Source organism: Azospirillum sp. P4_B5 (assembly GCF_056402275.1).
On sequence record NZ_JBFUHT010000024.1, the window covers coordinates 1 to 11,666 of the forward strand.

The 11,666-nt window shown below is 67.9% G+C and carries 12 protein-coding genes, 1 tRNA gene and 1 pseudogene; 8 read left to right on the forward strand and 6 right to left on the reverse strand.

Going from position 1 to position 11,666, the window contains the following annotated elements; translation table 11 throughout:
* From AC1DVI_RS18855 to AC1DVI_RS18865, 3 genes and pseudogenes are all read right to left on the reverse strand, one after another.
* Positions 1 to 442, reverse strand: a pseudogene (locus AC1DVI_RS18855) (SPOR domain-containing protein); the annotation flags it as partial.
* On the reverse strand, positions 439 to 2,199 hold the full coding sequence (gene argS, locus AC1DVI_RS18860) for an arginine--tRNA ligase (protein ID WP_476959279.1): 1,761 nt from the start codon (positions 2,197 to 2,199) through the stop codon (positions 439 to 441). The gene argS and the pseudogene AC1DVI_RS18855, both read right to left, overlap by 4 nt.
* Before the next feature lie 46 nt (positions 2,200 to 2,245).
* Positions 2,246 to 3,457 carry a deoxyguanosinetriphosphate triphosphohydrolase gene (locus AC1DVI_RS18865; protein WP_476959280.1) on the reverse strand — a complete coding sequence of 404 codons (1,212 nt, stop codon included), beginning with the start codon at positions 3,455 to 3,457 and terminating at the stop codon, positions 2,246 to 2,248.
* A 205-nt stretch (positions 3,458 to 3,662) separates the two neighbouring features.
* Between AC1DVI_RS18865 and erpA the strand changes: the two genes are divergently transcribed.
* The 5 genes from erpA (at position 3,663) to AC1DVI_RS18890 (ending at position 6,905) form a co-directional block, all read left to right on the forward strand.
* A complete protein-coding gene (gene erpA / locus AC1DVI_RS18870) occupies positions 3,663 to 4,031 on the forward strand; it encodes an iron-sulfur cluster insertion protein ErpA (RefSeq protein ID WP_476959281.1) in 369 nt (122 codons plus the stop codon).
* Between the two features lie 47 nt (positions 4,032 to 4,078).
* Positions 4,079 to 4,864, forward strand: a complete 786-nt coding sequence (locus AC1DVI_RS18875) for an exodeoxyribonuclease III (RefSeq protein ID WP_476959282.1) — start codon at positions 4,079 to 4,081, stop codon at positions 4,862 to 4,864.
* 73 nt (positions 4,865 to 4,937) lie between these two features.
* On the forward strand, positions 4,938 to 5,510 hold the full coding sequence (locus tag AC1DVI_RS18880) for a hypothetical protein (protein ID WP_476959283.1): 573 nt from the start codon (positions 4,938 to 4,940) through the stop codon (positions 5,508 to 5,510).
* A 204-nt stretch (positions 5,511 to 5,714) separates the two neighbouring features.
* Positions 5,715 to 5,804 (forward strand) — tRNA-Ser (locus tag AC1DVI_RS18885).
* Positions 5,805 to 6,008: 204 nt separating this feature from the next.
* Positions 6,009 to 6,905, forward strand: coding sequence for a GGDEF domain-containing protein (locus tag AC1DVI_RS18890; RefSeq protein ID WP_476959284.1), 897 nt, complete (start codon positions 6,009 to 6,011; stop codon positions 6,903 to 6,905).
* 321 nt (positions 6,906 to 7,226) lie between these two features.
* On the opposite strand, the gene dcd is transcribed toward AC1DVI_RS18890, so the two are convergent.
* Positions 7,227 to 7,811 (reverse strand): dCTP deaminase, encoded by a 585-nt coding sequence (gene dcd, locus AC1DVI_RS18895; RefSeq protein ID WP_109070429.1) that lies wholly within the window; start codon positions 7,809 to 7,811, stop codon positions 7,227 to 7,229.
* A gap of 159 nt (positions 7,812 to 7,970) precedes the next feature.
* Between dcd and AC1DVI_RS18900 the strand changes: the two genes are divergently transcribed.
* Positions 7,971 to 8,861 (forward strand): hypothetical protein, encoded by an 891-nt coding sequence (locus AC1DVI_RS18900; RefSeq protein WP_476959285.1) that lies wholly within the window; start codon positions 7,971 to 7,973, stop codon positions 8,859 to 8,861.
* 33 nt (positions 8,862 to 8,894) lie between these two features.
* On the opposite strand, the gene AC1DVI_RS18905 is transcribed toward AC1DVI_RS18900, so the two are convergent.
* Entirely contained in the window at positions 8,895 to 9,299 is a 405-nt protein-coding gene (locus AC1DVI_RS18905; protein WP_476959286.1) for a four-helix bundle copper-binding protein, read from the reverse strand.
* Between the two features lie 155 nt (positions 9,300 to 9,454).
* Between AC1DVI_RS18905 and AC1DVI_RS18910 the strand changes: the two genes are divergently transcribed.
* The gene (locus tag AC1DVI_RS18910) at positions 9,455 to 10,210 is read left to right on the forward strand and encodes a sulfite exporter TauE/SafE family protein (protein ID WP_476959287.1); all 756 of its coding nucleotides are present in this window, start codon (positions 9,455 to 9,457) and stop codon (positions 10,208 to 10,210) included.
* On the opposite strand, the gene AC1DVI_RS18915 is transcribed toward AC1DVI_RS18910, so the two are convergent.
* On the reverse strand, positions 10,200 to 11,240 hold the full coding sequence (locus AC1DVI_RS18915) for an SDR family oxidoreductase (protein WP_476959288.1): 1,041 nt from the start codon (positions 11,238 to 11,240) through the stop codon (positions 10,200 to 10,202). The two genes, AC1DVI_RS18910 and AC1DVI_RS18915, sit on opposite strands and share 11 nt — an antisense overlap.
* Positions 11,241 to 11,412: 172 nt before the next feature.
* Between AC1DVI_RS18915 and AC1DVI_RS18920 the strand changes: the two genes are divergently transcribed.
* On the forward strand, positions 11,413 to 11,649 hold the full coding sequence (locus tag AC1DVI_RS18920) for a sulfurtransferase TusA family protein (protein ID WP_476959289.1): 237 nt from the start codon (positions 11,413 to 11,415) through the stop codon (positions 11,647 to 11,649).
* Positions 11,650 to 11,666: the final 17 nt, after the last annotated feature.

An 11,666-nucleotide genomic window follows, 5' to 3' on the forward strand; every position in this document is an offset into this window, starting at 1 on the left:
GCACCGTGGTGGTGGAGCCCGGCGGGGGCGGCGGCAGCTGGGCCACCGCAGGCGCCTCCGGCAGGGTCGGCGACGGCGGCACCTGGGGAGCCACGACCGGCCGCGGCAGCGGCTCCTCCGGCGGCGGCAGCAGCCGTTCGATCTGCGACTTCGCCCCGCGGTCGTTCAGCCGCTCGTAGACCAGCTTGTCCTGGTGCGGCACTTCCATGCCGCCGGGCTGCTCCGGGCGGGCCTTGGTCGGCGCGCTGTCGGCCATCAGCAGCGGCGGAGCGCCGTCCGGCGTGCCGCGGCTTCCGCCGCCATAGACCACGACGATCGCCCCGGCGAAGGCCACGATGCCGACCACCGCCAGACCGAGGCCGAGCAGACCGCGCCGACCTCCCCGCTGCGGCGGCGTGCCGTAGGGATCGCTGGCGTGGTTGACATCGCCCTCATACCTCATGACCGCATTTCCTCCACCGGTTCCACGCCCATGACGGCGAGGCCGGAGGCGATCACCGTGGCGACCGCGCTGACCAGCGCCAGACGGGCCACCGTCACCTCCTCGTCGCCGTCGATCAGGAAGCGCAGGCTGGTGTCGTCGCGGCCCTTGTTCCACAGGGCGTGGAAGTCGCTGGCGAGGTCGTAGAGGTAGAAGGCCACGCGGTGCGGCTCGTGCGCTTCGGCGGCGGACTCGACCAGGCGCGGCCAGGTCGCCATGCGCTTGGCCAGCGCCAATTCCTCCTCGCTGTCGAGGCGGGCGAGGTTGGCCTTGGCGGCCAGCGCCGCCAGCGACAGGTCGGCCCCCGGCAGCGCCGTCGCGGCGTGGCGCAGGACCGAGCGGCAGCGGGCGTGGGCGTACTGCACGTAGAAGACCGGGTTGTCCTTCGACTGCTCGACGACCTTGGCGAAGTCGAAGTCCAGCGTCTGGTCGTTGCGCCGGGTCAGCATGATGAAGCGGACGACGTCGCGGCCGACCTCCTCGATCACGTCGCGCAGCGTCACGAAGGTGCCGGCGCGCTTGGACATCTTCACCGGCTCGCCGTTCTTCATCAGATGGACGAGTTGGCAGAGCTTCACGTCCAGCGACGCCTTGCCTTCGGTGATCGCCGTCGTCGCCGCCTGCATGCGCTTGACGTAGCCGCCATGGTCGGCGCCCCACACGTCGATCTGCAGGTCGAAGCCGCGGCGGTGCTTGTCGTAGTGATAGGCGATGTCGTTGGAGAAGTAGGTGAAGGAGCCGTCCGATTTCTTCAGCGGGCGGTCGACGTCGTCGCCGAAGTCGGTGGACTTGAACAGGGTCTGCGGGCGCGGCTCCCAGTCGTCGGGCTTCTTGCCCTTCGGCGGCTCCAGCACGCCGACATAGATCAGGCCGCGGTCCTCCAGCGCCTTCAGCGCCGTATCCACCGCCCCGGCCTTCACCAGAGCGCGCTCGGAGCTGTAGACGTTCATATGGACGCCGAGGACGCCGAGGTCCTCCTTGATCCATTCCATGATCGTGGCGATGGCGAAGTCGCGGCAGGCGGGCAGCCAGTCGGCCTCGTCCGCGCCGACCCATTTGTTGCCATCGCGCTCGGCCAGGGCCTGCCCGACCTCCTTCAGATACTCGCCGGGATAGAGGCCCGCCGGGATCTCGCCGATGGCCTCGCCCAGCGCCTCGCGGTAGCGCAGGAAGGTGGAGCGGCCCAGCACGTCGACCTGAGCGCCGGCGTCGTTGATGTAATATTCGCGGCTGACGGCGTAGCCCGCCTTCTCCAGCAGCGCGGCCAGTGCGTCGCCGAAGACGGCGCCACGGCCGTGGGCCGCGTGCAGCGGGCCGGTGGGGTTGGCCGACACGTATTCGACGTTCACCGGACGCTGGCCACCCAGCGTGCTCTCGCCATAGGCGGTACCGGCGGTCAGCACGTCGCGGATGCGGTCACGCCAGACGTCGGCCGTCAGGCGCAGGTTCACGAAGCCCGGACCGGCGATCTCGGCGCTCGCCACGTCGGGGCGGGTCTTCAGCTTCGCCACCAGCAGCTCGGCCAGGGCGCGGGGCGGCTTGCCTGCCGGCTTGGCCAGGATCATCGCCGCGTTGGTCGACAGGTCGCCGTGCGCCGCCTCGCGCGGCGGCTCCACCGTCAGGCGCGCGGTGTCGAGCCCCGCCGGGATCTGGCCCTCGGCGGCCAGCTCGTCCAGCAGCTTGCGGATGTCGTTCTCGAAGACCTTGAAGATGTTCATCGGTTCAATTCTTGCTTTAGGTCTGGGCCGTTTAGGTCTGGGCCGTTCAGGTCTTGGCGTCCATGTCGAACAGGCGGGCGTATTCGGCGAGCGCGTAGCGGTCGGTCATCCCGGCGATGTAGTCGGCCACCAGCCGCGCCAGCACCGTCCGCTCCCCCTGTCCCTGCCCGTTCCCGCCCTGTCGGGCGATCTCCTCCTGCCATTGCGTCGGCAGAGTGTTCGGCTCGGCCATGAACAGGTCGAACAGGGCGGTGACCACCCGCTTGCACTTGCTCATTTCCCGGTTGACCCGGTAATGGCGGTACATGCGCTGTTTCAGGAAGGCGCGCAAGGGCCGCTGCGCCTCGAACATCGCGGGGGAGAAGCTGACGACCGGCTCCGGCAGGGCGCGCAGTTCGGCGGCGCTGCCGGGACGGTGGCGGTCCAGCCGCTCCCGCGTCTCGGCCAGCAGGTCGACGACCATGTTGTTGATCATCCGCCGGATCGTCTCGTGGATCAGGCGGGAGCGCTCCAGCCCCGGATAGCGGTCGCAGACCTGCCGCACCACCGGGCCGACCAGCGGCAGCTCCGCCACCTCGTCCACCGTGAACAGGCCGGCGCGCAGCCCGTCGTCGATGTCGTGGTTGTTGTAGGCGATGTCGTCGGCCAGGGCCGCCACCTGCGCCTCGGCGCCTGGGTTGGTGTGAAGCTCCAGGTCCCAGCGCTCCTGGAAGGCGGCCAGGGTCGTCGGCAGCTTCTCGCCATTGCCGAGAGGCAGCAGCGGGCCGTTGTGCTTGACCACGCCCTCCAGCGCCTCCCAGGTCAGGTTCAGCCCGTCGAAATCGGCGTAGCGCCGCTCCAGCATCGTCAGGATGCGCAGCGTCTGGTCGTTGTGGGCGAAGCCGCCGTAGGGCGCCATGCAGGCGTTCAGCGCGTCCTCGCCGGCATGGCCGAAGGGGGTGTGGCCGAGATCGTGGGCGAGCGCCACCGCCTCCGCCAGATCCTCGTTCAGTCCCAGCGCGCGGCTGATCGAGCGGGCGATCTGCGCCACCTCCAGGCTGTGGGTCAGGCGGGTGCGGAAATAGTCGCCCTCGTGATAGACGAAGACCTGCGTCTTGTATTTCAGCTTGCGGAAGGCGCCGGAATGCACGATGCGGTCGCGGTCGCGCTGGTAGCACGAGCGCGTCGGGCTTTCCGGCTCCGGGAACAGCCGGCCGCGCGTCTGTGCGGGGTCGCAGCCATAGGGCGCCGGGCGATCCTGGAAGAAGTCCGCCGTCATGGCGCGGACACTACCGGCGCAAACCGCGCTGTGCAACGGCGAAGGCGGAGACCCGCCGAGACATCCGGAAGCCGCGTCATGGCGAACCGCAGGTCAGGCATGAGTTCGTCGGACATGCCTTTGACGAAAGGCGGACGCACCCTTACATTCGTCATTGTGTCGTCTGTCCCGCGAAACTCCCCCGCGAAACACCGAGGTCCGTCCCATGCCCGACACCGCCCTTCCCGCCACCGCGCAAGAGGGTGCGCGCGTTCTCGCCGTGTCCGACAGCGCCGCCAAGCGCGTCGCCTTCCTGATCGAGCACGAGGGCGACCCGGCCCTGATGCTGCGCCTGACCGTATCGGGCGGCGGCTGCTCCGGCTTCCAGTACGGCTTCGCCTTCGACGCCACTGCGAACGAGGACGACCATGTGTTCGAGAAGAACGGCGTGAAGGTCGTTACCGACGACGCCTCGCTGGACCTGCTGGCCGGCTCCACCCTCGACTATGTCGAGGATCTGATGGGCGCGACGTTCCAGATCAAGAATCCGAACGCCACGGCGTCCTGCGGCTGCGGCAACTCCTTCGCCGCCTGACGGTTCCTTTTTTCCCCCTGGCCTTTGCCGAACAAGAAGAACACGACGTGAAGATCGCCACCTGGAACGTCAATTCGGCGAAGGCCCGCCTTCCGCTGATCACCGACTGGCTGCGCGCGGAGTCCCCGGACGTCGCGCTTCTGCAGGAGATCAAGTGCGAGACCGCGGCCTTTCCCCGCGCCGCCTTCGAAGACCTCGGCTATCACGTCACGCCGGTGGGACAAAAGTCCTACAACGGCGTGGCGTTCCTCTCCAAGGCACCCCATGAGGACATCCTGACCCGCCTGCCCGGCGAGCCGGAGGACGAGCAGGCCCGCTATGTCGAGGCCACGGTGGGCGGTGTGCGCATCGCCTCGCTCTATCTGCCCAACGGCAACCCCCTCGGGACGGAGAAGTTCGCCTACAAGCTCCGCTGGATGGACCGCCTGCACGCCCACGCTCGCAGTCTGCTGGAGCAGGAAATCCCTTTCGTCCTGGGAGGCGACTACAACATCATCCCGGAGCCGCGCGACGTCTTCGACCCGGTGGCCTTCGCCGGCGACGCCCTGTTCCAGCCCGAATCGCGGGCGAAGTTCCGCGCCCTACTGAATCTGGGTCTGACCGAAGCCTACCGCGCCCTGCACGACGACGACCACGCCTACACCTTCTGGGACTATCAGGCGGGATGCTGGCCGCGGGACCTGGGGTTGCGCATCGATCACTTCCTGCTGTCCCCGCAGGCCGCCGACCGTCTGGTGGAGTGCCGCATCGACCGCCGACCGCGCGGTGCGGAGAAAGCGTCCGACCACACGCCGGTCCTGCTCGACCTGCGCGATGGGTCAGACATTTCTTAAATTTTTTCACGCATCCTCAAGGCCGACTCGGAAGCCGAGCGAGCGTCCATCCGCGGGGAGAGGCGGCAAGGCGATGGTCTGGGGACAGGACAGCGGCCGCAGGGCGATCGAAGAGCTGCTGACGGCCATCGAGCAGCAGGCCGGCGAAGCGGTCGCTCTGGGGGCGCGCGCGCAGCGCGACATTGAGGAAGACCGCTTTTCCTCGTTCCTGGGCTTCCGTCGGAAGGTGGAGGAGGTGCGCGCCCTCGTCGCGCTGACGGAAGAGCGCCTGACGACCGTCAACACGGCGAAGCTGTCCGACCTGCGCACGGAGTTCGAGCGGATCGACCTTCTCCTGACCGGTCTGCTGGCCCGCGCCACCCGGAACTATTTCGAACGGATGCGGGAGGATCAGGCGCTCCCCATCGGCGCCCGCGAACTGTTCGAACCGGAGTTGAAGATCATCGAGGAGATGCGCACCAAGCTGGACCGTCCGCACTATGCGGGGCGTGTGTCGGCCACGGTGATCGAGGATCTGGAGGCGACCGGCGTCATGATCCGTAAGGTCCTCAGCCGAGCCCCAAGCCTGCCCGATTTCTCCGACTCCCCGACGCCTCCGAAGCCGACGAAGCGGCTGTCGAACCTGGGCCGCCCGATCCGGATGTGACGGCGTCACGATTAACGTTGGGGTTCGTTGCATAGCGGGGCTCAAAAGCGAGTTGACCCCGGAACAGGGACACGGCATGTTCCCCCCGCTTCCGATCCGCAGCAAGCGGAGAGCCGAGATCAGGCTCCGATTTGGGGATCAGAGCGGGGATCAGCAGGCGATGGTCCCCGAATGCGCAGGGCGACGCTCCTGATGCATTGATTTGGATGGGTGGCCGAGCGGTTTAAGGCTCCAGTCTTGAAAACTGGCGTGGGGGCAACTCCACCGTGGGTTCGAATCCCACCCCATCCGCCACCCAATCTTCTGCCCGGAATGCAAAGCACCGCCCCCTCGTTCGAAGTCTACCAGTTTTCAACGCACCGCGCTTGCATTCGCGCGATTTTCCCAACCGGGTCGGTGCTTGCAACCCCTTGATGCAAGCTCATTCGAAAATCCATACGGTTGTAATGTTTCCTTCAGGGCTTTGTGCTTCTCTGGAGCAATGGTCTCGGAGGCCGCATGCGGATTTTGGTGGTGGACGATTCGCGCATGGCGCGTACGGTGCTGTGCCAGCAGCTTGAAGGCTTCGGCCATCAGACGGCCTTTGCCGAAAGTAGCCACGCAGCGTTGGCACGTTGCCGTGATGAGCCCATCGACATCGCGCTCGTCGATTTCCGGGTTGGCGAGATGGAGGGCGTGGAGGTCTGCTGGCACCTGCGCGCGGCGCAGCGGGAACGGCACCTCTATCTCATGCTGATGATCCCCGGCAGCATCACCAACCAGTTCTTCGAGGTCGTGGAGAACGGGGCCGACGAGTTCCTGCGCAAGCCGCTGGACCTGACATGGCTGCGTGCCCGGCTGCTCGCCGCCTCCCGCGTGGTCGACATGCAGCGCCAGTTGGAGCGGCTGGCCACCACCGATTCGCTGACCGGGGCGCTGAACCGCGGCCGTTTCATGGCGCGCGCCGCCGACGAGGTGGCACGGGCGCAACGCAACGGCCAGCCGCTGTCGGCGATCATGCTGGACATCGACCACTTCAAGAAGGTCAACGACACCTACGGCCACGCCACAGGGGACGAGGCCATCCGCAGCGTGGTCCGGGTCTGCCGCTCCATGGTGCGCGGCGCCGACGTCCTGGGTCGGCTGGGCGGCGAGGAGTTTGCCATCCTGCTGCCCGAAACGCCGCCACAGGGAGCGGCCCTGCTCGCGGAGCGACTGCGCCGGGCGCTGGCGGAAACCGACGTGCGCATCGCCAACGGCGCCGGGTCCGTCCTCACCTTCACCGTCAGCATCGGGGTCAGCGCGCTGCGACCGGGGGAGACCAGCGTCGCCGCGGTGCTGGCGCGGGCGGACGAGGCGCTGTACCGCGCGAAGAACGGCGGCCGCAACCGCGTGGTGTGCGACGCGGCACTGTGATCCGACATCAAGCCGTCAAGTTCCCGGCACCAGCCAGGGCCGCGCCGCGACGTCCGCGCGGTCGAAGTCGTCGATGACGTCCTGGTGGCGCAGGGTCAGGGCCACGTCGTCGAGGCATTCGTACAGGTTTGGTCAGCAGCGATGTTGGGGATGCCAATGATCCAGACGCGATCAATCGGGCGCCTGCGGCACCGCCCACCGAAATCGGCGGGGTCCGCACCCCAAATGTGACGGAGATGGGAAAAGCTCGGTAAGACGGCGCCCAAAAGAAAAAGGCGCCTCGGAAGGGAGGCGCCTTTTCGTCTTACTTGTGGTTTGCCGTCAGGACTGTTCCAGATTGATCCGGCTTGGCAGCGGATCGAGCTGGTCGCGGTATTTGGCGTCGGGGCGCGCAGCGTAGGGCTTCGAAGTCGGCGACATCAGCGTCTCGAAGCTGAGGGCGCAGATGCGCATGCCCGGCCGCAGCGCCAGCGGCAACCGTCCGCAATTGAAGAATTCCAGCGTGATGCGACCGTTCCAGCCCGGATCGATGGTGTGCGCCGTGGCGTGCACCATCAGGCCCAGGCGGGCGAGGCTGCTGCGCCCGTCCAGACGGCCGGCGATGTCGTTGGGCAGACCGATGCGCTGAACCGTGATGCCAAGCACCAGTTCGCCTGGATGCAGGAAGAACGGCTCGCCGACGGGGACCTCGACACGATCCATCAGCTTGTCGGGAACCTGGCTGGGATGGCCCTCGGGTGGGGCGAGGTCGACGAAGGCCGCCTTGCCCGGCGGGAAGACCTGGAAGGCGTTCCCGAGCTGGAGGTCGACCGACATGGCGCCGATCTGGCTCTCGGCCGGCAACGGGTCGATCTCAATGCGTCCTTCGGCGAGGTATCGGCGAATATCAACGTCTGACAGCTTCATTCTTTCCGACCCTCCTGTCGAAACCGCAATCGGCGCGGCTCCGGTCGCTTCCCTGGCGCACTCTATAGCCGGATCGACGCCTCTCGACAACACAATCACCAATCCCTTAGATGGCACCAGTCCCTTAGACGGGGCCGCTTTGCACAAGGGGTGATGGGAATGGCGGTATTCTCGATCGACGCGCCGGCAACGGACTCATCGGCGACAAACCAGGAGGCCGAGTTGCGGCGCCTGTCCGTCATCCTGGGCGAGGTCCCGCCCGTGGACGCCCGGCCCGATGCGGTTTCGCTGTTCCGGACTCGCATCGCCGAACATGGGGAGCGGGTCCGCGCACTTCGCAACTCCGTGTCGCCGCTGTTCGTCGTCAACGGCGACCTCGCCGCCTACAGCGCCGAGGACGGCCCCCTGCCGGAACTGATCCTGGTCGGCGACAACCCGGGGCGCCGGGAGTACGAGCAGTCCGTCTATCTGTGCGCCCAGGGGCGCGCGGGGGCCATGGCGCACAGCTTCTTCGACGGCATCTTCGGCGGCGGGTCCTTTCGCAGCAAGGTGATGGTGCTGAACAAAAGCTCCTTCCACACGCCGCGCACGGTAGGGCTGAACGAGGCGATGCGCGGCGATCCGGGACTCGCCGAGGCTATCCGGCGCGACCAGGAGGAGAACGCGCGCCTGATCGCCGACTCGGTGGCCCTGCTCGGCGTTCCGGTCGTCACCATCGGCATGGAAAGCGGCGGGACGACCTTCCAGAGCTTCCGCAAGACGCTAGAGGCCCGCTATCGCGCCCTCGGCACCCCACCGGCGGTCTTCCAGAAGAAGCGCCTCGCCAGCCCCTTCCGCAAGGTGCCGCACTTCTCGCTGTCGAAGATTTTCTGCCGCAACGCCGATTCCGCCTGGAACGCCGCGTTGGACGGCTTCCTCACACGCCACGCGGCAATTCCAGGCCTGCGAACGGAAAACGGCAACGTGTCGTCCAAACTGCTGCTCGGGCTGGGCGATGGCCCGTTGCTCGCCGATTACCTGGACAGGGTGATCCTCGGCCACGGTGGGTGATCCTCGGCCACAGTGGGTGACCCTGCACCTCCGTCAATGGCTCAGGCCTTGCGCAGCCTTGCGGCAAGCGTCCTCGCAGGTCCGGCAGGACTCGGCGCAGATTCGGCAATGCTGGTGCATGCCGGCGTGCCGCTCGCACTCTTCGGCGCACAGGCGGCAGGCGGTGGCGCAGGCATCGAGCATGGCGCGGATCACCGCCTCGTTGGAGCCGCTGCGCCGGGTGGCGACGGAGCCGGTCGCCGCGCAGACATCGGCGCAATCCATGTTCAGGCGGATGCACTGGACCAGTTCGGCCACCTGATCCTCGCCCAGGCAGGCGTCGGCGCAGGTGGTGCAGGTCTGCGCGCAGTCATAGCAGGCTTCGATGCAGCGGATGAGCGCGTCGTTGGTGTTTCCGCGGACATGCGGGTGCGTGCTGATCATCTCGCGGGCGTGCATGGGCCGCCTCCGAAGGGCAGGGGTGTGGGGATGTGGGCATCGGCGCCCTCCCCCACCAACAGCGCCGCACCGCCATGGTTCGGAATTCTTCCGCTCTTTCCCTGGTCCCACCCACGCGCGCCGGTTTACAAGCGACCGGTACGGCTTTGGGGGAAATGCGGGTGTTCAACGAGACGGTCGGTCTGACGGCGCTGATCCTGGCGGTCGCCACGCTGTACGCCGCGGTCGGACAGGCCGGAGCCTCGGGTTATCTGGCGGTCATGGGCATCGTCGGGCTCGACCCGGCGACGATGAAACCGACGGCGCTCGCCCTCAATCTCCTGGTGGCGACCATCGGCACCGTCCGTTTCGCCCGCGCCGGGCTGTTCGACTGGCGGGCCTTCTACCCGTTCGGCGTGCTGGGGATGCCCTTCTCGTTCCTCGGCGGCACGCTGCACCTGCCGCCGCACCTCTATTACCCGCTGGTCGGGGCGATCCTCCTCTTGGCGGCACTGGAACTGGCGCGGTCCACCTGGGCGGCGCGCGGAATGCCCGAACGGGCGGATAGGACCGCGCCGCCGTTTCTGCCGGCGCTCGCTGCCGGGGCTGCCGTGGGGTTCCTCTCCGGGATGACCGGCACGGGCGGCGGCATCTTCCTGGCGCCACTGATCCTGCTGATGGGTTGGGTCGAGACGCGTCGCGCCGCCGCCGTCTCGGCCGCCTACAATCTGCTCAACTCGGCGGCGGCGCTGGCCGGGACCTGGACGACCACGACGACCCTGCCCGCGGCCCTGCCCTGGTGGCTGGCGGCCGCCGGGATGGGTGGGGCGGTCGGCGCATGGTTGGGCAGCCGCCACCTGCCGACCGCCACATTGCGTTATCTGCTGGCGGCAATCCTCGCCTTGTCCGGCCTCAAGATGCTCACGGCCTGACCCTCGAACCCTCCCACGCCCGCCGCTCCCAGACATGGGCGGGCAGACGGCTCATCAGCGCGATGGGCAGCACGAACAGGGCGAGATTGGTCCAGGAGATGCCCCGGCGCCCGTCCGTCCGTCCCTGCGGCGCCTGCGCGGCGGCGCGCTCCATCCAGCCGCCGCTCGCCTCCCGGTAATCCGGCATGGCCTTCAGAACGCCGCCGGAGGTGTCGTGGGCCGGACGGTTGTCGAACATGTCGCGGTCCATCCGGTGGGCCAGCATGCGGTCGGCCAGCGCCGGCGCCACCACGTGCGGCAGTGCGGCGGAACGCCCCGCGGCTCCGACGAACAACTCCGGCCGGGGATTCTCGGCCAAGCGCAGGATGGCCTCGGCCACCTCCTCCGGCGGGCGCAGCGGGGTCATCGCCTTGACGGCGCGGCCGGTGTAGTTGGCGCCATGCTGCCACAGCGGCGTGTCAATGGGGCCGGGCAGGACGGTGCAGACCTGGATGCCGGGGTCCTCCACCAGTTCCTGCCGCAGCGTTTCGGAAAAGCCGCGCACCGCGAACTTGCTGGCGGCGTAGGCGGCGGCGTAGCGTTGCCCGACGATCGAGGCCAGAGAGGCGACGTTGATGACCGTGCCCTCTTCCCGCTCCAGAAAATGCGGCAGCACGGCGCGGCAACCGTTGGCGGTGCCGAAGAAGTTGGTGCGCATCACCTCCTCGAAGACGTCCTGCGGAGTCTCCTCGAAGCGCCCGAAGGCGATCACGCCCGCGTTGTTCACCCAGACGTCGATCCCGCCGAACACCTCGATGGCGCGCTCGGCCAGCCGGTTCATCTGCTCCTGGTCACGCACGTCAGTGGGCACGACCATCGCCCGCCCGCCCGCCGCCACGCACTCCTCCGCGACCTCGTGCAGGGCGGCGTGGCGCCGCGCCGCCAGAACCACCGCGGCGCCGTGGCGCGCGAACTCCACCGCGGTCGCCCGGCCAATCCCGCTGGACGCCCCGGTGATGACCACCACCTTGTCAAAATGCCGACCGGCCATAAGCGTTGCTCCCGCATTGTTCGTTCGAATCCGTTTCCCTGGCTAACATCCCAAGCCGGCAAAGGTGCCCCGGCCCTCCGGAACGCCCAACCATCCGGAACGGTGGAGACGGAGGCGCGAACCCGGTACAGTCGCGGCGTTCGGTGACGATGCGGAAGAAGAGGTTACGTTCGTGGCGGCCAAGGAACTCGACGTGAAGGGGCTGCATTGCCCGCTGCCCATCCTGCGGACGCGCGCCCTGCTGGACAAAATGGCCGAGGGGGAGGAGGTGATCGTCTACGCCACCGACCCGGCGTCGATCATCGACTTCAAGCATTTCTGCAACACGACCGACAACGTGCTGCTGGCGCACGAGACGCGCGGCGAGGTGTTCGTGTACCACATCCGCCGCGGCGCCTCCGTCGCATGATGCCCGTTCTTGCCTTG